We start from the raw sequence: 21,587 nt of genomic DNA on the forward strand, positions 1-21,587 counted from the left end.
TAGCATGGCAGTAAAAGTAGGTATTAATGGTTTTGGCCGTATTGGACGTAATGTTTTTCGTCAGGCACTAAACAATGATGAGGTAGAAGTAGTAGCAGTAAATGACTTAACCGATGCAAATATGCTTGCACACTTACTTAAGTATGATTCCGTACACGGGAAATTAGATCAAGAAGTTTCCGTAAATGGAAATGCACTTGTAGTAGGTGGACAAGAAGTAAAAGTTCTTTCTGAGCGTGATCCAGCAGACTTAGGCTGGGGCGACTTAGGTGTAGAAATTGTTGTTGAATCAACAGGTATTTTTACACAGCGCGATGCAGCTGCTAAACACTTAGAAGCTGGAGCGAAAAAAGTTATTATCTCAGCTCCTGCAAAAGAAGAAGACATTACCGTTGTAATGGGTGTGAATGAAGATAAATATGATCCAGCAAACCATCATGTTATCTCCAATGCTTCTTGTACAACAAACTGTCTAGCCCCATATGCCAAAGTATTAAATGATAAATTTGGTATCAAACGTGGTATGATGACAACTATTCACTCTTACACGAATGATCAACAAATTCTTGACTTGCCACATAAAGACTATCGTCGTGCGCGTGCAGCAGCAGAAAGTATCATTCCAACAACAACAGGTGCTGCAAAAGCAGTATCGCTTGTATTACCTGAATTAGAAGGTAAATTGAATGGTATGGCAATGCGTGTGCCTACTCCAGACGGTTCATTAGTTGACTTAGTTGCTGAATTAGGTCAAGACGTAACTGCAGAAGAAGTTAACAATGCGCTTAAAGAAGCAGCAGAAGGTAACTTGAAAGGTATTTTAGGATACTCCGATGAGCCATTAGTGTCTGTTGACTATGTAGGTAATACCAACTCTTCCACTATTGATGGTATCTCCACCATGGTAATGGAAGGTAACATGGTAAAAGTAGTATCTTGGTATGACAACGAAATGGGTTACTCTTCTCGTGTAGTAGACTTAGCGGCATACCTTAAAAAACAAGGACTATAAGATAGAACCAACGGGAGGGGGATCAATCCTCCTCCCGTTTTCACATTTTTATAAATAAAGTCCTGAAGGAGGATCCTACCCATGAACAAACAAACAATCGAAGACATTGATGTAAAGGGAAAAAAGGTATTCTGTCGTGTAGATTTTAATGTGCCAATGGAAGATGGCCAGGTCACAGATGATACACGAATCAAAGCAGCTTTACCAACTATTCTATATCTTTCCGAACAAGGAGCGAAGGTTATCTTGGCAAGCCACCTTGGCCGTCCAGGAGGAGAAGCAGTGGAAGAGTTGCGTATGGATGCCGTTGCCAAGCGTTTAAGTGACCTTAGTGGTAAGTCTGTGATTAAAACCGATCAAGTCTATGGCGAGGAAATAAACCAAGCAGTAGACCAGTTGGCAGATGGCGATTTACTTTTGATTGAAAATGTAAGGTTTGAACCAGGTGAAACCAAAAATGATCCTGCTTTAGCAAAAGAGTTTGCCAGCCTTGCAGATTATTTCGTAAATGATGCCTTTGGAGCTGCTCACCGTGCCCATGCATCGACAACCGGGGTAGCAGAACATATTCCATCAGCAGCCGGCTTTTTATTAGAGAAAGAGCTTGAGGTATTAGGCAAAGCATTATCAGATCCTGAACGACCTTTCACAGCCATTATTGGCGGAGCAAAAGTAAAAGATAAAATCGGTGTCATCGACAACCTGTTAGATAAAGTGGACAACCTGATTATTGGCGGTGGTCTTGCTTATACGTTTGTCAAGGCATTAGGATATGAAATTGGACAATCCTTATTAGAAGAAGACAAGATCCAACTAGCCAAAGACTACATGGAAAAGGCAAAAGAGAAAGGCGTTAACTTTGTGCTTCCAGAGGATGTAGTCGTTGCAGATGATTTTTCGAATGATGCCCATACAGAAATTGTTACGATTGACAGTATCCCGGCAGATCTTGAGGCATTGGATATTGGTCCGAAGACACGTGAAACATATGCTGACATTGTAAAAGATTCCAAGCTTGTGATTTGGAATGGTCCAATGGGCGTTTTTGAGTTGGAGACATTCGCAAATGGTACAAAAGCTGTGGCAGAAGCTCTTACTCAAACAGAAGGGTATACCGTTATCGGGGGTGGAGATTCAGCAGCAGCAGTCGAGAAATTCGGTTATGCCAAGCAAATGGATCATATTTCAACAGGCGGTGGTGCCTCATTGGAATTTATGGAAGGTAAAGAATTGCCAGGTGTTAGTGTATTAACAGATAAGTAAGGCAAAGGAGAGATAATTTTTATGCGTAAAAATGTAATTGCAGGCAACTGGAAAATGAACAAATTACTTGGTGAAGCCGTTGATTTTGTCGAAGCAACAAAGGATAAGATAGCTGCTGAAGCAAAGGTAGAATCAGTAGTTTGTGCTCCGTTTCCTTATTTACCGGCATTGGTAGAGATTGCAAAAGGGACAGATTTACACATTGCGGCACAGAATATGCATTTTGAAGAAAGTGGCGCCTTTACTGGAGAAGTAAGCCCAAGCATGTTACGTGATATCGGGGTAACCTATGTGGTGTTAGGCCATTCAGAACGTCGTGAGTTATTTGCAGAGACGGATGAATCAGTGAACCAAAAGGCAAAAGCAGCTTTCGATCATGACCTTATCCCTATCATTTGTGTGGGTGAAACCTTGCAACAGCGTGAGGCAAACGAAACAATGAACGTGGTAGAAAGCCAAGTAAAAGCAGCATTGGCTGGATTAACGGAAGAGCAAGTGAATCAAACGATTATTGCTTACGAACCAATCTGGGCAATTGGCACAGGAAAAACCGCAACTTCTGAACAAGCAAACGAAGTATGTACGTACATTCGTAAAGTGGTTGCAGAAGCAGTATCAGAAGCGGCATCAGAAGCCTTACGTATTCAATATGGTGGTAGTGTTAAGCCAGCAAATGTCGATGAGTTACTTGCACAATCAGATATCGATGGTGCCTTAGTTGGTGGAGCTAGTCTTGAGGCAGACTCTTTCTTACAGTTAGTGGAGGCTGGTGCCAAATGAGTCAGAATAAATTAGCGGCCCTCATTATTTTAGACGGATTCGCCATCCGTGATGAAGAAAAAGGGAATGCCGTCAAACATGCCAACAAGCCAAACTTTGATCGTTATTGGAATCAGTATCCAACCAATCAGTTACAGGCCAGTGGAGAGGCGGTTGGACTACCTGATGGTCAAATGGGTAACTCCGAGGTAGGACATCTGAACATTGGTGCTGGACGTATTGTTTATCAAAGCTTGACGCGCGTGAATGTAGCGATTAAAGACGGTGATTTCTTTGATAATGAGGTACTCGTCAAGGCAGTAGAACAAGCCAAACAAAACAATAAAGCCTTGCATGTATTTGGCTTATTGTCAGATGGCGGGGTTCACAGCCATCTTAAACACCTATTTGCTGTGCTGAAATTAGCGGCAGATAAAGGGCTGCAAAAAGTATTTGTCCACGCCTTTTTGGATGGTCGTGACGTCGGCCCGCAAACAGCAGAAACCTATATTAAACAAACACAAGAGAAGATGAGCGAATTAGGTGTAGGAGAAATTGCTACACTATCTGGTCGCTATTATTCGATGGATCGTGACAATCGTTGGGATCGCGTGAAAAAATCTTATGATGCGATGGTATATGGAGAAGGCCCAACGTATACCGACCCAATTGAAGCCGTTAAAGATTCGTATCAAAATGAGATTTATGATGAATTTGTGATTCCTTGTGTCATTACGGATGAAAATGGCAAACCGAAAGCAACGATTGAAGATAATGATTCTGTTATTTTCTATAATTTCCGTCCCGATCGAGCGATACAAATTTCTCGTACCTTTGCAAATGAGGATTTTCGAGATTTTGATCGTGGAGACAAGGCACCGAAGGATCTCTATTTTGTTTGTATGACAAACTTTAGTGAGACAGTCGATGGTCATGTCGCTTACCAGCCCATTAATTTGGATAATACCGTTGGTGAGGTATTGGCACAGAATGATTTGAATCAATTACGAATTGCAGAAACAGAAAAGTATCCCCACGTCACCTTTTTTATGAGTGGTGGTCGGGAGAAGGAATTCCCTGGAGAAAAACGAATTTTAATTGATTCGCCGAAAGTAGCAACCTATGATTTAAAACCAGAAATGAGCGTCTATGAAGTAACGGACGCCTTACTGGAAGAACTAGATAAAGATGAAATCAATGCGATTATTCTTAACTTCGCCAATCCGGATATGGTCGGTCACTCCGGGATGTTAGAACCTACGGTGAAGGCGATTGAGGCAGTCGATGAATGTCTAGGTAAAGTAGTCGATAAAATCACAGAAAAAGGTGGTCACGCTATTATTACAGCGGATCATGGTAATTCCGATGAGGTAGTGACCTTGGAGAATAAACCAATGACTGCCCATACTACCAATCCAGTTCCCGTTATTGTAACAAAGGATGGGGTAGAGTTACGCGATGGCGGCATTTTGGCAGACCTTGCACCAACACTGCTTGATTTACTAGATGTCACAAAACCAAAAGAAATGACAGGCGACAGCCTCATCAAAAAATCATAACCAAAAAGGAGTAGATGAATGATGTCATATATTACAGATATTTATGCACGTGAAGTATTAGATTCCCGTGGTAATCCAACCGTTGAAGTAGAAATCTTTACAGAATCAGGAGCATTCGGCTCTGCCTTAGTACCAAGTGGTGCGTCGACTGGTGAGCATGAAGCAGTTGAATTACGCGATGGTGACAAAGACCGTTATCTAGGAAAAGGTGTCTTAAAAGCAGTAGAAAACGTTAATGAAATCATTGCACCAGAATTGTTAGGTGTAGACGTGACTCGTCAAGTCGTAATTGATCAGTTATTATTAGAGCTTGACGGTACAGAAAACAAAGGTAAACTAGGTGCCAATGCCATACTTGGTGTTTCGATGGCAGCAGCACATGCAGCAGCAGATTACCTAGGTGTACCACTTTACACTTACTTAGGTGGTTTCAATGCGACTACCCTTCCAACACCAATGATGAATATCCTAAATGGTGGAGAGCATGCCGATAACAACGTAGATATTCAAGAATTTATGATTATGCCAGTAGGTGCTCCAACATTCCGTGAAGCTTTACGAATGGGAGCAGAAGTATTCCATAACTTGAAAAAAGTACTCAGCAGCAAAGGTTATAATACAGGTGTTGGTGACGAAGGTGGTTTCGCGCCAAATCTAAAATCAAATGAAGAAGCACTATCTACTATTATTGAGGCGATTGAAGCCGCTGGTTACAAACCAGGAGAAGAAGTGAAATTAGCGATGGATGTCGCTTCTTCCGAATTCTATGAAGATGGTAAATACAACCTGAAAGGTGAAGGGGTTGTGCGTTCATCTGAAGAAATGGTTAGCTGGTTTGAAGAAATGATCAATAAATATCCAATCGTTTCCATCGAAGACGGATTAGATGAAAATGACTGGGAAGGTCACAAGCTTTTAACAGAGCGTATTGGTGACCGCGTTCAATTAGTGGGAGACGATTTATTCGTTACGAACACGAAACGTCTTGCTCAAGGTATTGAACAAGGAGTTGGCAACTCTATCCTTGTTAAAGTGAACCAAATCGGTACACTTACGGAAACATTTGAGGCTATCGAAATGGCTAAACGCGCTGGCTACACTGCCGTTATCTCGCACCGTTCTGGTGAAACAGAGGACGCTACGATTGCAGATATTGCGGTTGCCACCAATGCCGGTCAAATCAAAACAGGTGCCCCATCTCGAACTGACCGCGTAGCGAAATATAACCAATTACTACGCATCGAAGACGAATTGGTTGGTACTGCCAAATACGCTGGTAAAACAGCATTTTACAACTTAAATAAATAAGTTGCTGATAAACTCCTGTATATTTAATATACGGGAGTTTTCTTTACATACAGTACGGGATCCTGTACTGTTAATCTACTGAGGAGGGGAGAAATATGCCTAAGGTTTATGGTTTAACGGTTGATGATCAAACACGTTGTCAACACTATCAGCAAGAGGAGGATATTGTTGCCCTTAAATGTAAAACATGTCAGCGTTATTATCCGTGTTTTTTATGTCATCAGGCCTGTTGCGACCACCCATTTGGTCGATGGAATAAAGAGGAGTTTGATCAATACGCTGTATTGTGCGGGAAGTGCAAAAGGGAACTAACCATCAACCAATATGTACATACGAAAAGTTGCCCTAATTGTCAAGCGCAATTTAATCCTAACTGTTCCAAGCATTATCATGTGTATTTTAATGACTAATTTGCTCTCTCCAGTTCATAAGAAAAAATCTGGCGGACTGAGGAACGGAAATTGCGTTCCCCAGTCGTAAGAATGGATCTAACGGACAAAAAACGGCCGACTCACGAAGTTTTGTCGTAAGAAAGAATCTAACGGAGTCAAGTCCATATTATTGTGTAAAATACATTTACATGTTTTTATCCGGTTAGGGTATGGTGAATGTGTGGAGGAAGGAGGGGGTACCCCCTCCTTCCTCCACACATTTTCGCGCCGACGCTGGCGGGCTTTTAGGTACCTTTCAAGTATATTCGATTGCCTCGGTCTAATTGTTCTTCGATATCCATGAGGACGGCCCCAATTAACCGAAAAGCGGATTGAGTGTTAGGAAATATGCGAATCACTCGTTCTCTTCTTCGGACTTCTCCATTGATTCTTTCCACATTGTTGGTGGTCCGTAACTGCACGTGATAATCAACGGGTTCGTTCATAAATTGAACCGCATCATCAAATCCTTCTTCTAACAATTCTCCTACTTTCGTAAATCTTGGCTGATCTTCATACGCCTTCAAAAACTGATCTTTTAACGCTCGCGCTTCCTCTACACTGCTCGCGTTAAATACACGTTTGATCCATCTCTTGGCCTCCTCTCTCCCTTTTTTCGGCAAGGTATCGAACAGATTCCGTTTGAAATGGACCGTGCAACGCTGCCAACTCGTACCAATGAACCGTTGTTGAATGGCTTGTTTTAACCCTTCATGGGCATCCGAAATAACCAGTTTGGGCGACTGGAGACCTCTCGATTGTAAACTTTCCAAGAAACGGCTCCAGCTTTCCTTCGACTCGGCATGCTGAACTGTCATCCCGATGATTTCCCGTTTCTTTTCTTCGTTGACCCCTACCGCAATATACACCGCTTTAGAGACCACTTTATGATGCTCTCTTACCTTGATATACATGGCATCGGTATAGATATAGGGATAATACTTCACATTCAACGGGCGATTGGCCCATTCCATGACCAGGGGATCCAATTTCTTGGTGATATTCGATACCATGGATTTAGACACCCCTTCTCCACAGAGCGCTTCCATGATATTGGTGACCTTTCGAGTAGATACCCCGTTCACCACCATTTCCAGCATCGATAAGACCAAGGATTGATCGGAGCGTGTATATTTTTCAAACAAGGATGGGGAAAATTCCCCTTTCCTCGTTCGGGGAACATGTAATTTTAAGGTTCCCACAGGTACTTTATAATCGCGCTCATAGTAACCGTTGCGATAGTCCTTACGCCCTTCGGTTCTTTCGTAAGATGCTGCCTCTAGGTAGTCATCCCGTTCTTTCTCCATGAACGAATTCAGCACAATCACTAACGCTGATTTCATCACATCTTCTAAATCCGATCCTAATACTTTTTCTTTTAATTCTTCAAAATTCAGTTTAAAATGGATATGGGTCATCGTTCATTTCTCCTTTATAAGTTTTTAGTGGGATAAAAACATTATAACAGGAAATGAACGAGGCCTTTTCCTTTTTACACAATTATATGGGCTTAATCTCTAACGGACAAAAAACCGGCAAATCGCAAAGTTTTGTCCGTAAGAATGGATCTAACGGACAAAAAACCGGCAAATCGCAAAGTTTTGTCCGTAAGAAAGAATCTAACGGACAAAAAAGCAGCGAATCATAAAGTTTTGTCCGTAAGAATGCATCTAACGGACAAAAAATCGGCAAATCATAGAATGTTGTCTATAAGAACCAATTTCACGCTCTCTCTTCAGTTTTTTCATCACAAAAAAACCAGGCCATCAGATGACCTAGTTTTTTGCAATTATTGATTTGTTTTTTCACGGACGAATGCTTCTACTTCATCTGCGGTACTCATACTAAGTAGTTGATCCTTAAAGGAGGCAAGCTCCTGTTTGGATAAGTCTTTAATTTGTGTACGAGCAGGTAAGATAGAAGTTGCACTCATACTAAATTCATCGAGACCCAAACCTAAGAGAATAGGGATAGCGATGGAATCGCCAGCCATTTCTCCACACATACCAGCCCATTTACCTTCTGCATGGGCCGCCTCAATCACGTTATGAACGAGATTCAAGATAGCCGGGTGATATGGTTGATACAAGTAGCTAACCCGCTCATTCATGCGATCGGCTGCCAATGTGTATTGAATCAAATCATTGGTTCCGATACTAAAGAAATCGACTTCTTTGGCGAATTGTCGAGCAATAACCGCTGTTGACGGAATTTCCACCATGATACCAATCTCGATATCATCTGAAACATCGATACCCTCTTCGGTTAACTTGTCTTTTTCTTCAAGTAAGATAGCCTTGGCCTGACGAAATTCATCAAGTGTTGCAATCATTGGGAACATAATTTTTAAATTTCCATAGACACTGGCGCGCAGTAATGCACGTAGTTGAGTACGGAAAATATCATCGCGATCCAAACAGAGGCGGATAGCTCGATAACCCAAGAATGGATTCATTTCTTCTGGTAATTTTAGGTACGATAGCTCTTTATCTCCACCGATATCCAGCGTACGCACAACTACCGGTCCTTGTTTCATTTGCTCTAGGACAGATTTATAAGCTTCAAACTGCTCATCCTCTGTTGGGAGCTGATTTTTACCCATATATAAAAATTCGGTCCGGTATAAACCGACACCTTCACCACCATTGTTTATTACACCGGCAACATCCTCTGGTGTACCAATGTTGGCAACTAGTTCAACGTGACTACCATCTTTCGATACAGTAGGTTCATCCTTGAGCTTTGCCCATTCACGCTTTTGTTCCTCGAATTCGGACTGTTTTTGCTTGTAGACAGCGATTTGTTCCTCATCTGGGTTAATGATCACTTCTCCATTAATACCGTCCACTATGACTATATCGCCCTCGTCTGCTTGGTTCGTTACATCTTTCGTTCCCACAACAGCAGGAATCTCCAATGAACGTGCCATAATGGCAGAGTGGGAGGTGCGGCCGCCGATATTAGTAGTAAAACCTTGCACAAACTGTTTGTTCAACTGGGCCGTATCAGAAGGTGTTAAATCTTCAGCAATTACAATAACCTCTTCATCGATAAGTGCTGGATCTGGAAAAGTCACCTTTAATAGATGAGCCATGACACGCTTTGTTACATCCTTAATGTCCGCAGCACGCTCTCTCATGTATTCATTGTCCATGCTTTCAAACATTTGAATAAACGTTTGTGCTGTTTCATTTAAAGCAGTTTCCGCATTTACGTTGTCACTCTGAATCTTATCTTGTATAGGTTGAATCAATTCTGGATCACCAAGAACTAATAGGTGAGCAGAAAAAATCTCAGCATGCTCATCTCCAAGGGAAACACGAGCATTTTCTTTGATTTTTTCTAGCTCTGACTTAGAGATCTCCAATGCGTTGTTAAATCGTTCTATCTCTTGGGTGGGATTATCGATCTGTTTTTTGTCAAAAGATAGGTCAGGAATAGCAAGCTTATATGCTTTCGCAATTGCTATTCCATTGGATGCAGCTATACCAGTAAGTGGTGCCATTACAGCTTTACTCTCCTAGACCTTCGGATTTAATGACATCAATAATTGCGTTGATTGCTTCTTCTTCGTCAGAACCATCCGCTACAATTTTGATTTCCGCACCTTGTGGGATACCAAGAGACATAACACCCATAATAGATTTTAAGTTAATTGATTTTCCGTTGTACTCTAAGTTCATATCAGAAGAGAAGCTACCTGCTTTGTTTACGAGTACAGTTGCTGGACGTGCGTGTACACCTGTTTCATCTGTAATTGTTACTGTTCTTTCTACTGCCATAGTAAAAAACCTCCTAAGTATTATTTGAATTGAAGTTAACTCTACAACCTAATTTTACCCTTGATCATGGTGTAATTTCAAGCAAAATATCAAGGTAACATGCTTATTATAAAGATTGTCAGGTCTATTGACAAGCCTTTTGCCTATTAATCCAGTCGAAAAGCTCATGAAAAACAGTATATTGATTCTGCTCATTTAATATTTCATGCCTGCCATCATCATATAATAAACACGTTATTTCAGCTATGCCGAGACTTTGATAAAAGGATACGGCGTTTAGCACCCCTTTTCCATATTGGCCGACAGGGTCTTGTTTACCACTAATAAACAGGAGCGGTAAATCTTTACGGATATGCTGACCGATTTGTCGTGATTGCATTCTTTCCATCCCATTATATAAGTCATAAAAAAATTGATTCGTTGGAATAAAACCGCAAAATGGATCAGATTCATATTGGTCAACTACTTGAGGGTCTGTCGATAACCAATCATTCATTGTTCGTTTTTCTGTATGTTTATTATAACCAGAGAAGCTAATCTGATGCAGCAAAGTTCCTTTAGCTTGTTTGCCTTTATATGTACTGATTATTTTCGCTAATTGTTTCCCTGTTTTCAAGAGGAAGTTCCCCTGCGAACCAGTGCCAACAAAAATTGCACCAGCGATTTGTTCCGACGTTTCAGTGATATAATTTCGGGCGACAAAAGAACCCATGCTATGTCCTAACAGAAAAACAGGCGGATGGTGAGGATGAAGTTGTTTAATATATCGGGTTACCTCTTTACAATCATCGACGACCTTGCGAAAACCATCATTATCGGCAAAAAAGCCATAGGGTTGTTCGTCTTTCCGTGTTCGGCCGTGCCCGCGTTGGTCATGACCATAAACAGCAATTCCACAACGATTAAAAAACGCCGCAAATCGATGATAACGTTCGATATGTTCTGCCATCCCGTGAACTATTTGAATAATGGCTGTTGGTTTCTCTTCCGTTAACCAGCCTTTCAAATATAATCGTTGCTGATCGCTTGTCTCGATCCACTCCTCCTTTTCCATCATATATCCCCCTTTATTGATAAGCTTTTGTACTATCTTTATTGTATCCCAAAAAGTGAATCCCGTAAAAAAATCTTGCTATTTTACGGGATGTTTGCTACATTGTAATTGTGTATTTGTACGTTTAAGGGGGGTTTGCAACTTGTTGACCGTTGCAATGACTTTATTAATTATTGATGCGATTGCTTTAATTGTCATGGTATTACTTCAATCAGGAAAGAGCGCCGGATTATCGGGGGCCATTTCCGGAGGTGCCGAACAGTTATTTGGTAAGCAAAAGGCAAGAGGGCTGGATGCCGTGCTCCATAGAGGGACGATTATTACAGGAACACTATTCTTTGTTTTGACTTTTGCGATTGCCTATCTTATATAAATATAGACATCATAGCATCGTAGACATCCTTTGCCATATGCAGGGGATGTTTTTTCATTGTTTGTAACATGTAATGAGGGATATCGCTTATTGATAAATAAGCATTAGTGGCCTTTTCCCATATCTGTGAGGTTTAATTTTTACTAAACAGGAAATAGCTTATAATGGGGAAGTACAGAAAGGGGAAAATAATCATGCAAAGAAAACAACCTGAACCATTTATGTTTAAAGGAGGAGAACATGCGGTATTACTATTACATGGGTTTACCGGACACTCCGCTGATGTGCGTATGCTGGGCAGGTTTTTAAATGAGAAGGGATATACATGTTATGCGCCAATCTATCGTGGTCATGGTAAGTCTCCAGAAGCGTTAACCGAGGTAACGGCGGATCAATGGTGGCAAGATGTACAAGAAGCCTATCAGTATCTACAAGATAGTGGCTACCAAAAAATTGCGATCGCAGGATTGTCACTTGGTGGTGTGCTGGCCTTACATCTCGCTTGTAATTACCCAGTTACTGGGGTCGTGACGATGTGTACACCAATGTTTTTTGATAATGAAGAACAATTGACCATTGGTTTTCGGCAATTTGCAAAGGAATATAAAGAACTAGAGGATAAGGATGAAGAGACGATAAACGAGGAGATAGAACAGCTTCTATCAAAAGCTTCAGGACTATTCCAACAGATTGCCTCCTCCATTGCCAACGTCAAAGAAAATGTAGACATGCTATATGCCCCTACGTTTGTGATCCAGGCCAAACAAGATGAAATGATTAACACAGACAGCGCTAAGTATATATATGAAAATGTAGAGACCGATAAAAAAGAAATAAAATGGTATGAAAATGCCGGTCATGTGATTACCTTCAGTAAAGTGAAAGATCAATTACATGAAGATATTGCAACTTTTTTAGAATCGCTTGATTGGTGATGATAAATAGGAAAAAAAAGAAAGAGGTGAACAAGATAATGACAAACCAAACATTACAGCAAGAAATACAAGATTACTTTCAAGAAAATGCCGAAAAGCCTTTATCTATTCATGAATTAGAAGAAATCTTGGGAATAGAAGAGAGTGAGCAATTTACAGAGTTAGTCAAGGCGCTAAATCAGCTAGAGGATTCAGGTGATTTAGTAAGGACACGCAAGAATCGGTATGGTTTACCAGAGAAAATGAACTTAATCAAAGGTACGATTCAAATGCATGCTAAAGGTTTTGCCTTTTTACTGCCTGAGAATGAGGATATGGATGATGTATATATCAATCAAGCCGATTTATTATCTGCCATGAATGGGGATAAGGTATTTGTCCGTGTCGATCGAAGTAATGAAGATGGCAAACGATCAGAAGGTGTAGTCGTTCGTATTATCGAGCGATATAGTAATAAAATTATCGGTACTTATGAGGATAATGGAGCCTTTGGTTTTGTGATTGCAGATGATAAGCGGATACCAAACGATATCTTTGTACCAAAAGGAGAAGCAAAGGGTGCAATTGAAGGGCACAAGGTGATTGTAGAGATAACCAAATACCCGGAAGGACGCATGAGTGCAGAAGGCAGAATCGTCGATATCCTTGGACACAAAAATGATCCAGGTATGGATATTATGTCGATTATTTATAAGAATGGTATCGGGGTGGAATTTCCTGAAGAGGTATTAGAGCAGGCTGAAAATACTTCTGCGGAAATAAAACCAGAAGAACTAAAAGGTCGACGCGACTTACGTGATCAAACGATCGTAACGATTGACGGTGCAGACGCCAAGGACTTGGATGATGCTGTCACTGTTACCAAGTTAGATAACGGTCATTACAAGTTGGGAGTTTACATTGCCGATGTTACGCATTATGTCAAGGAAGACTCTCCAATAGACCGTGAAGCATTGGATAGAGGAACCAGTGTTTATTTGGTGGATCGAGTCATTCCTATGATCCCCCATCGCTTATCTAATGGTATTTGTTCCTTAAATCCTCAAGTGGATCGCTTAGTGCTAGGCTGTGACATGGAAATTGATGACAAAGGTTCGGTTGTGAATCACGAGATTTTTCAAGCTGTCATCCGTACAACGGAACGAATGACCTACAAGGCTGTGAACCAAATCTTAGCGGAACAAAATCAAGCAACGATCGAAGAATATCAGTCATTAGTGCCGATGTTTCAAGAAATGGAAGAGTTAGCAGAAGTACTACGTCGTAAACGTTTTGGACGAGGTGCGATTGATTTTGACTTTAAAGAAGCCCAAGTCGTTGTCGATGAAAAAGGGAAAGCAGAAGATGTCGTCATTCGGGAACGATCTGTCGGCGAGCGTTTAATCGAAGAGTTTATGTTATGCGCCAATGAAACGATCGCTGAACATTTTCATTGGATGGACGTACCTTTTATCCATCGTGTACACGAGGATCCAGAACCACAGAAGCTGCAGACGTTTTTTGAATTTATTGGAAGATTCGGTTATATTGTCAAAGGAACATCCAATGAGATTCATCCACAGGCCTTGCAGCAAGTGCTGGATCAAGTGGAAGGAACCGATGAGGACATGATTATTTCGAAATTAATGCTCCGATCGATGAAACAGGCAAAATATGATCCGCAAAGCATTGGTCATTTTGGTCTGGCAACCGAATTTTACACTCACTTTACTTCGCCAATTCGTAGATATCCCGATTTGATTGTCCATCGCTTGATTCGGACCTATTTAATAGAAGGAAAACTCGACCCAAAAACGAGACAATATTGGAAAGACCGCATGCCTGATATTGCTAAACATGCTTCGCAAAAAGAGCGAGCGGCCGTAGATGCCGAACGGGAAGTCGATGATCTGAAGAAAGCAGAATATATGCAGGATAAAATCGGCGAAGAGTATGAAGGTGTGATCAGCTCGGTTACCAACTTTGGCTTATTTGTAGAACTGCCTAATACGGTAGAAGGCTTAGTTCATGTCAGCTATCTAACCGATGACTATTATCATTTTGATGAAAAGGCCTATGCCATGATTGGTGAAAGAACAGGGAATGTCTTTCAGGTTGGTGATACCGTAACGATTAAGGTAGCACAGGTCAATTTAGAGGAACGAGCCGTAGATTTTGAAATGGTCGGTATGAAGCCTAGAAAAGCAAAACCGGTGCAGATCAACAAAGAAAAGCCATCCAATGATAAGAAAAAGAAAGAAGGGCTGAAAAAGACAGCCAAAAAAGCACAAAAGTCACATCACAAAAAGAAAAAAGGACCAAAAAAGAAAAAGCGCGGCTGATCATTAGGGAATTGCTGCTTTAAGTGCAGTAATTCCCTTCGTCGTTAATCTGGAAAGCGGCAGTCCTTTTTGTTATAATAGCTTTACTTAGAACTGGGGGAACGCGGAATGGCAAAGAATCAAGGAAGAGCAATTGCACAAAATAAAAAGGCGAGTCATGATTTTTTTATAGAGGATACCTTTGAGGCAGGCATTGTTTTACAGGGGACTGAGATAAAATCAATTCGAGCGGGCAGGGTTAATTTAAAAGATAGTTTTGCTACGATACGGCAAGGCGAGGCATATCTTAATAATATGCATATTTCTCCATATGAACAAGGGAATCGTTATAACCATGAACCAACTCGGGCGCGGAAGCTGCTGCTGCATCGCAAGCAAATTGATCATCTGATCGGCGAAACACAGCGGGCAGGTTATTCCCTTGTACCATTAAAGGTTTACATTAAGAACGGTGTGGCTAAGGTACTCATAGGAGTTGGTAAAGGGAAGAAGAAATACGATAAGCGGGAAGACATGAAACAAAAACAAGCTAAGCGCGACATGGATCGGGCGATTAAAGATCACCTCAAGTAATTCTCGAGCACTTGATTTTTTATGATTTTATGATATAATAAATATTGTCGTTAGAGACATTACTGACAAATTGAATAGATAAGCTAATATGCTTTTCCGTTTGTCCTTCCTATTTATATGGGGACGTTACGGATTCGACAGGGGTAGATCGAACTCAGGTGGCGCGTCGAGGTTACGACTCGTAAAACGTTATGCCAATAATAACTGGCAAAGAAAACAATTACTCTTTAGCAGCAGCTGCATAAGCACTGCCTAAAGGATCCTTCCTACCATCGCCCATGTGGTAGATTGAAGGGTCTCACTTATCAGTGGGCTACGCTGTGATCCTCCGCCTGGGGATTTACAGAAGAGACCAATCAGGCTAGCTGCCCGGACGCCTGTTGGTAGGCAGAACGACCAGCGAAGCGCTAGTATACCAACTATGCGTGTAGAAGCCTGAGTGCCGATATCCTTGGACGTGGGTTCGACTCCCACCGTCTCCACCAATACATAATTGGTGGTTTTTTTGTGAACGAAAAGAACCTTTATGATAATTTTGTCGAAGGTTTTATTCAGTTAAAATAATGATAAGGTAAGATCGGATTTACACAATGATAGTAAGAGGTTTTATGTGTGGAACAGTTGAGTAAATGGAATTTAAGATTTAACAGTTGAACCTAATCTAGATAAAAGTAGAGGTTTAATGAGTGATAAATTCTTTATAATTCAAAAAAATGTGTTTCGAACTCCATTTTCTTTCATAACTTTTCCTTTGTGTATTTTCCATTTCTTACAGTTACTTCTTCATATTGTTTTAAAACCCATTCTGCACGTTTTCTCTTTTTAGTTATTCTAAGATAAGGAAGGACTTCTTTCAATATATAGAAAACATCTTTTTTGATTTTAATACTAAGTATATAAGAATCTTTAAATTTATCTGGTTTATAATTCTTTTTATTATAGATGTGGCCGCTCGTAACGGTTTGGATATATTCTAACAACTCAAAATCGGTAGAAGCAATAGTGATACAAGGACGTCTGTGTTCCTTTTCATGCATTCTTGTTAGTGTTAATGAGAATTTTTCACTGTTCAGTTGATAACTTAAGGGAAAAATATACTGAAAATAATTAACATGTTATAACCTGAATTATTCATATCAATAGACAAATAGATAAATAAAACTGACATTTGATCGATTTTCTTAAAGTAAGGAAAAAATAGACGAGTAAGGATGGACTAAGTCCATCCGTTTTTTAGACATACGACTCCCTTGGTCGGACGAAGTTGTTATAAAAATGGAGGCCGCTTACGTTGATAGAGACTCACTCTCTATCTGTAATCGCTGAATGCGCTGTAAAAAATCCCAGAAAAAGGTGGCATATACAAAACTGGAAGCTAATTTAACATAAAACGAGCGTCCAGATCTTACCAACTTACTGGCAACCTTAATAATTCTCGTTCGGATCATTTGGAGCTGCATGTTTTTTTGCTCTTTGGGAAAACAAAATGTACGCAGCCAATTCGTCAGGTTGTACGCCAACAGACTAAGCATCATCCGCACTTCATTACAGGCAAAATGATAGCTGCTCATGCGATCCAGATGGACCCCATTTTTAGATTCCTTAATGTAGTTTTCCATCGTTCCTCTTTTTTGGTAAGAGCGTACGATCGTTTTAGAGGAGAAGACATTGGTTAGATTCGTGACAAAGAAAGCATGCGTGAAGAACAATTCCCTAGCTGGACGAATGGACTGGATGATCACTTTTCTGGGCTTGGTCCATAAAGTCGCTTGATACACGGTTTCTTCGTAGTAAGTTTCCGTTTTGTTTGGTTTTGGTGGTACTTTAACCTTATCAGAAATAGATTCTTTTTTCATTTATTTGATGAATACAGGGTGGGGCTATATCGTTTGATATATAGGTGTTTTCAACGTATGAAAGAACTTACGTGAATAATTCAGGTATAACTAAATACTTCGCTTTCGCAAGGTTGAAATCAGTCGATTCTATTTTGAACACAGTGTGATATGTGATAATTAACATGAAATGGCTATTGTGCCTATGTTAAAAACCAAATGAAATATAAATCATAAAATAGTTAAAAAAGAGGGATATGAATGGTCGCAAAAAATAAAGAGGATGTTAATGGATTGAAAGTAATTGGTGAAATCTGTGGGGCCATTCGAGATGAATTAGTCCATTGTACAAAACCTGGGATTACTACAAAAGAACTCGATGAAATAGCAGGAGAGCTGTTTGAAAAAGCAGGAGCTCAATCTGCCCCCAAAGGAGAATATAACTTTCCTGGATATACGTGCATTAGCATAAATAAAGAAGTAGCACATGGGGTTCCAAAGAGAAAAAGGACTATTCAAGAAGGGGATCTAGTAAATATTGATGTTTCAGGTTCAAAAAACGGGTATTTTGCAGATACTGGAATTTCCTTTGTGGTAGGAGAAGGAGAGGCGACTTTACAGAAAATATGTGATGTTGCGAAAGAAGCATTCGATGCTGGACTAAAAAAGGCAAAGCCAGGTTCGAATAAAAGCGCGATCGGAAAAGCTGTACACCATGTAGCGAAACAGAATGGCTTAACAGTCATAAAAAATCTTACTGGACATGGTATTGGCCGTTCGATTCATGAAGAACCAACACATATTTTCAATTACTTTACCCGATGGGATGATGAGATTTTAAAAGATGGGATGGTCATTGCCTTTGAACCTATGATTTCTACTCTGGAAGAGGAAGTTTTCCAATCTGAAGATGGATGGACCTGCTTAACCGATAAAAGCTTTGTGGCTCAATACGAGCATACGGTTATTCTCACTAAAGAAGGACCGATTATTATTACTTTGTAAAAAGTACTAATGCCGTAATTGGAGTGCTTTTAACTATGTAGTTGAGGATAATAGGCTAGATAAGGTGAATGATATTGCCTATTATAGAATAAAAAATCCTAAGGTAAGCAGTGGGATTATGACTGGTGATTCGGAAATCATTTCAAGAGTAGAGAAAACTGCTCAATATAAAGGCTTTGACATAACTGTGAATGTAAAATCGCTTATTGGTTTACTTGATTTTGGCAAGTATCATTATATTCCGAAAATGATCGATGTTATAGATTTTAAGGAGGAGAAAGAAACAAGTAATATTGTTCCTTATCCAGACAGTATTTCTGGTCAAGAAGCAATTTGGAATAAAGCAATCCGCTATTACAGTTATTCATTAGAAGGTGTATTTTTCAAAGAACCTGGTGATCTAATATATTTAGGCTACGATCTACAAATACCTACTGATGAAGGCTTTGAACGAGTTCCAGGCGAAAGAAAACTTGAATACAACTTTCAATTTGATATTTACGGAAGAGACGCTTTTCGTTTTTATACAAAAAAAGTGGGAGAAGTAGAAAGCTACTTTACACAAAGTTATCAAGTACTGGAGTGAAGTTATGAGAATTTTCAAAAATAAATACGTTATAACTACTACAGGATTACTCTTGCTAGTGGTTGCGACACTCAGCTGGTTGTATGTTTCAGAAATGAAGGAAGATAAAGCATATGCGAACGAACTAGAAGCAAGTATAGGGGATCAATTTAGAGAGTCTGTGGATTAGCTAGCATACATGGTAGAAGATGATCATTACGTTGATTTTTCTGTGAATTATTGGATGGAGAGACAAGTGGCAATAGAAAAATCCTTACAAGTCATTTCTGAACGAATAAGTTTTAGGAAGAATCAAGCTTTAACAGAAGATGAATATCATCATCTCAGTTCGATGAGAACGGCTTTTAGAGAGCTAAGTATACTTTTTCAACGAATACCGTCGCTCATTTCGGATACAGATAGCTCCTATACACTATCTACTTGTAGTCATGTGACGTTAGAAACGGAGGAGGATATTAGAAAAAGGGTAACGGAATACTATGAGCTGTTTAATGATTTTGATCGTTTGAATCTTGGAAATGAAATATACCAAAAAACAGTAGATAAATGGGATAAAAAACAGTCGTACCAGGTTAGAAGCTGTGCTAATTGGTAATTTAAAGATAATAAAGGGAGCGAGAGCATCTTGGTAGTTGCTCTCGTTTATTTTTTAAGTAAAGAAATAATATAATTCTTGGCATAATAGGACTTGAAATGATATGGACATGGAATGAACCGCGATACCGATAAGTGGAATGAAATCATGTCTTATGCATCGGATAGGTGCTCTTGACCCATTTACACGAATGGATCAAACGAAGTATTATCAGGGAAATAATGCGAGCAAGGACTTGCTTGTTACACGTTTTTGTTACTTAAAACTACGTTTATTCTAGCAAATAAAAACAACAGCTATAGACGCAGTACTATTTTACTTGATAAGTACAAAAAATATTTTTTTCTTTACAATTTGCATAGCTGCGTAAAATTACCATGAAAATCCTTTTGAAATCAAGATAAACGGCAAAGCGACGGTAAACACTAAGTTTTTCATTTTTTTCTTGACAAAAGCCGATAAATAAATTCTCGATTTTGAAATAAAAATGTAATATGCATATAACATGATTGAAATCTGTGTATGTTACACTGAGTCTGGTTCAAAAGAAATACAACAAGAAGTCCTTTGAGGACAAGGGATTATACATAGAATAAAAAAAAGATTGAAAGTAGGGGAATTGTTAATGCGAGAATGTAAAGTAACGGTAAAGAATTCGGTCATTGCTCTTTCAGTAGTATCTAGTTTGTTATTTGCCTCCTCCGTTAGTGCGGAGACAAAAGAAGAAGTTCAATCCCAACGATCAGAAGTACAAGCGGATATTGGCGAAAAGGAACAAGAGATTGAAGAGATTAAAACGGAATTAGTAGAATTAAACGAAAAAATACTACGTCTAGATGAAGCAATTGAAGACAATGAGAAAGAAATTGACAAAACCAAAAATCAAATCGAAAAAGCAGAACAGGAAATTAGCGACTTAGAAGCAGAAATTGCAGAAATCGAGGAAGACATGGAACAACGCAATGAAATCCTCAAAGAACGTATTTCCTCATTACAGGAAAATGGTGGATCTAAAGGTTATTTAGAAGTGGTTTTAGGTGCAGATAATTTCATTGATATGATTGATCGAGTATCTAAAGTTAATAAGATTACCAATGCAGACAAAGAATTACTTGAAAAACAAGAAGCAGATAAGATTGCCGTTGAAGAAAATAAAAAAGAACTTGATGAAAAACTAGCAGATTTAGAAGATTCGAAGGCAGAGTACGAAGAGATGCAAGAGCAAATCGTTGCACAAAAAGACGAAAATGAAGAATTAAAAGTAGAATGGGCGCAAAAAGAAGAAGAAAATAGTGATATTTTAGCGGACTTACACATCGAAGACCAAGTATTGGCTAATAAAGAACAAGCCTTGAAAGAAGCGGAAGAAGCAGAAGCAGAGCGTCAACGTTTGGCGGAAGAACAAGCAGCAGCTAACGCTGAAAATGAAGAATCTTCTAATGAATCCAATGAAAGCAGTGAGGAATCATCAGATAATTCTAGTAACTCTGATAGTCAAGCTAGTGAAGAGTCTAGTTCATCCAAGGACAAGAAACCCGAGGTAAAAACAGCGTCTGCCCCAGCTCCTAGTGGTGGTGGTATCCAAACAATCATGAACGCTGGTAAGAAATATATTGGAAACTCAGTATATGTATTTGGCGGCGGAAGAAGCAGTTATGATATTGCTAATGGACGTTTTGACTGTTCTGGTTTTGTAAGCTGGGCATTTAAACAAGGTGGAATTAACTTGCCAGCAAGTACAGCTGGCCAATCATCCGTTGGTTCAAAGGTTTCTCCAAGCGATATGCAACCAGGGGATCTAGTATTCTTCAATACTTATAAAACCAATGGTCATGTCGGTATTTACTTAGGAAATAACAAATTCATTGGATCTCAAAGCTCATCTGGTGTAGCAATTGCTGACATGGGAAGCGGCTATTGGGCACAGAAATTTAGCGGACATGTACGTCGTGTAGCTAACTAATTTTAAATCTTTATTAACTAGATTATAGATCGAAATAGAATATTTACAAAGTGGGCGTGGTTAGATACCTCGTCCACTTTTGTGTAATCACCAATAAGCCAAACGACCATGATGAATAATACTGCAGCTGTTTACCTAAACTTCCTCCTATTCTTTTTTACCCTATTCGTATTAAAATAAACCTTATAAAATAAAAACTAATCATTAATTGCAATGATACGCTCGATTTGTGT

The 21,587-nt window shown here is 39.7% G+C and carries 19 protein-coding genes, 1 other RNA gene and 1 pseudogene; 16 read left to right on the plus strand and 5 right to left on the minus strand.

What is annotated here, in order from left to right; translation table 11 throughout:
• The first annotated feature begins 4 nt into the window (after positions 1-4).
• The 6 genes from gap to BN6556_RS13630 all read left to right on the plus strand — a co-directional run bounded on the left by gap (position 5) and on the right by BN6556_RS13630 (position 6,311).
• Positions 5-1,012, plus strand: a complete 1,008-nt coding sequence (gene gap, locus BN6556_RS13605; protein WP_066192444.1) for a type I glyceraldehyde-3-phosphate dehydrogenase — start codon at positions 5-7, stop codon at positions 1,010-1,012.
• Positions 1,013-1,093: 81 nt separating this feature from the next.
• Positions 1,094-2,275: a phosphoglycerate kinase gene (locus BN6556_RS13610; RefSeq protein WP_066192446.1), complete on the plus strand. Its 1,182-nt coding sequence runs from the start codon at positions 1,094-1,096 to the stop codon at positions 2,273-2,275.
• A 21-nt stretch (positions 2,276-2,296) separates the two neighbouring features.
• Positions 2,297-3,055: a triose-phosphate isomerase gene (tpiA, locus tag BN6556_RS13615; protein ID WP_066192447.1), complete on the plus strand. Its 759-nt coding sequence runs from the start codon at positions 2,297-2,299 to the stop codon at positions 3,053-3,055.
• Positions 3,052-4,593 carry a 2,3-bisphosphoglycerate-independent phosphoglycerate mutase gene (gene gpmI, locus BN6556_RS13620; RefSeq protein ID WP_066192449.1) on the plus strand — a complete coding sequence of 514 codons (1,542 nt, stop codon included), beginning with the start codon at positions 3,052-3,054 and terminating at the stop codon, positions 4,591-4,593. The genes tpiA and gpmI overlap by 4 nt, the downstream gene beginning before the upstream one ends.
• Before the next feature lie 21 nt (positions 4,594-4,614).
• Complete coding sequence (gene eno / locus BN6556_RS13625) at positions 4,615-5,901, plus strand: phosphopyruvate hydratase (protein ID WP_066196381.1); 1,287 nt, start codon at positions 4,615-4,617, stop codon at positions 5,899-5,901.
• A 95-nt stretch (positions 5,902-5,996) separates the two neighbouring features.
• Positions 5,997-6,311 (plus strand): CHY zinc finger protein, encoded by a 315-nt coding sequence (locus BN6556_RS13630; RefSeq protein WP_066192451.1) that lies wholly within the window; start codon positions 5,997-5,999, stop codon positions 6,309-6,311.
• A 266-nt stretch (positions 6,312-6,577) separates the two neighbouring features.
• Here the strand turns inward: BN6556_RS13630 and BN6556_RS13635 are convergent, their stop codons facing one another.
• The 4 genes from BN6556_RS13635 to BN6556_RS13650 all read right to left on the minus strand — a co-directional run bounded on the left by BN6556_RS13635 (position 6,578) and on the right by BN6556_RS13650 (position 11,171).
• A complete protein-coding gene (locus BN6556_RS13635; RefSeq protein ID WP_066190544.1) occupies positions 6,578-7,750 on the minus strand; it encodes an IS256 family transposase in 1,173 nt (390 codons plus the stop codon).
• A 371-nt stretch (positions 7,751-8,121) separates the two neighbouring features.
• A complete protein-coding gene (ptsP, locus tag BN6556_RS13640) occupies positions 8,122-9,837 on the minus strand; it encodes a phosphoenolpyruvate--protein phosphotransferase (protein ID WP_066192453.1) in 1,716 nt (571 codons plus the stop codon).
• 7 nt (positions 9,838-9,844) lie between these two features.
• Entirely contained in the window at positions 9,845-10,114 is a 270-nt protein-coding gene (locus BN6556_RS13645) for a phosphocarrier protein HPr (protein WP_066192454.1), read from the minus strand.
• 124 nt (positions 10,115-10,238) lie between these two features.
• Positions 10,239-11,171 carry an alpha/beta hydrolase gene (locus BN6556_RS13650; RefSeq protein WP_078060101.1) on the minus strand — a complete coding sequence of 311 codons (933 nt, stop codon included), beginning with the start codon at positions 11,169-11,171 and terminating at the stop codon, positions 10,239-10,241.
• Positions 11,172-11,310: 139 nt separating this feature from the next.
• Here BN6556_RS13650 and secG point away from each other — a divergent pair, with 139 nt between their 5' ends.
• The 5 genes from secG to ssrA all read left to right on the plus strand — a co-directional run bounded on the left by secG (position 11,311) and on the right by ssrA (position 15,855).
• Complete coding sequence (secG, locus tag BN6556_RS13655) at positions 11,311-11,541, plus strand: preprotein translocase subunit SecG (RefSeq protein WP_066192456.1); 231 nt, start codon at positions 11,311-11,313, stop codon at positions 11,539-11,541.
• A gap of 194 nt (positions 11,542-11,735) precedes the next feature.
• Complete coding sequence (locus tag BN6556_RS13660) at positions 11,736-12,476, plus strand: alpha/beta hydrolase (RefSeq protein WP_066192458.1); 741 nt, start codon at positions 11,736-11,738, stop codon at positions 12,474-12,476.
• Positions 12,477-12,514: 38 nt separating this feature from the next.
• Positions 12,515-14,797 carry a ribonuclease R gene (gene rnr, locus BN6556_RS13665; protein ID WP_066192460.1) on the plus strand — a complete coding sequence of 761 codons (2,283 nt, stop codon included), beginning with the start codon at positions 12,515-12,517 and terminating at the stop codon, positions 14,795-14,797.
• A gap of 108 nt (positions 14,798-14,905) precedes the next feature.
• A complete protein-coding gene (smpB, locus tag BN6556_RS13670) occupies positions 14,906-15,370 on the plus strand; it encodes an SsrA-binding protein SmpB (protein WP_066192462.1) in 465 nt (154 codons plus the stop codon).
• A gap of 119 nt (positions 15,371-15,489) precedes the next feature.
• Positions 15,490-15,855: a transfer-messenger RNA gene (ssrA, locus tag BN6556_RS13675) on the plus strand.
• An 801-nt stretch (positions 15,856-16,656) separates the two neighbouring features.
• On the opposite strand, the pseudogene BN6556_RS13685 reads toward ssrA, so the two are convergent.
• A pseudogene (locus BN6556_RS13685) lies at positions 16,657-17,193 on the minus strand (transposase); the annotation flags it as partial.
• Positions 17,194-17,466: 273 nt separating this feature from the next.
• On the opposite strand from BN6556_RS13685, the gene map reads away from it, so the two are divergent.
• From map to BN6556_RS13705, 5 genes are all read left to right on the plus strand, one after another.
• Positions 17,467-18,210 carry a type I methionyl aminopeptidase gene (map, locus tag BN6556_RS13690; RefSeq protein WP_066192466.1) on the plus strand — a complete coding sequence of 248 codons (744 nt, stop codon included), beginning with the start codon at positions 17,467-17,469 and terminating at the stop codon, positions 18,208-18,210.
• 64 nt (positions 18,211-18,274) lie between these two features.
• Positions 18,275-18,796 (plus strand): hypothetical protein, encoded by a 522-nt coding sequence (locus tag BN6556_RS13695; RefSeq protein WP_066192468.1) that lies wholly within the window; start codon positions 18,275-18,277, stop codon positions 18,794-18,796.
• A gap of 4 nt (positions 18,797-18,800) precedes the next feature.
• On the plus strand, positions 18,801-18,965 hold the full coding sequence (locus BN6556_RS22155) for a hypothetical protein (RefSeq protein WP_161485711.1): 165 nt from the start codon (positions 18,801-18,803) through the stop codon (positions 18,963-18,965).
• Between the two features lie 9 nt (positions 18,966-18,974).
• Positions 18,975-19,391, plus strand: a complete 417-nt coding sequence (locus BN6556_RS13700; protein ID WP_066192469.1) for a hypothetical protein — start codon at positions 18,975-18,977, stop codon at positions 19,389-19,391.
• 625 nt (positions 19,392-20,016) lie between these two features.
• Positions 20,017-21,354: a C40 family peptidase gene (locus tag BN6556_RS13705; RefSeq protein ID WP_066192471.1), complete on the plus strand. Its 1,338-nt coding sequence runs from the start codon at positions 20,017-20,019 to the stop codon at positions 21,352-21,354.
• Positions 21,355-21,587 lie beyond the last annotated feature (233 nt).

The sequence above is a fragment of the Gracilibacillus timonensis genome, from assembly GCF_900086715.1.
GTDB classification, from domain to species: Bacteria; Bacillota; Bacilli; order Bacillales; family Amphibacillaceae; genus Gracilibacillus; species Gracilibacillus timonensis.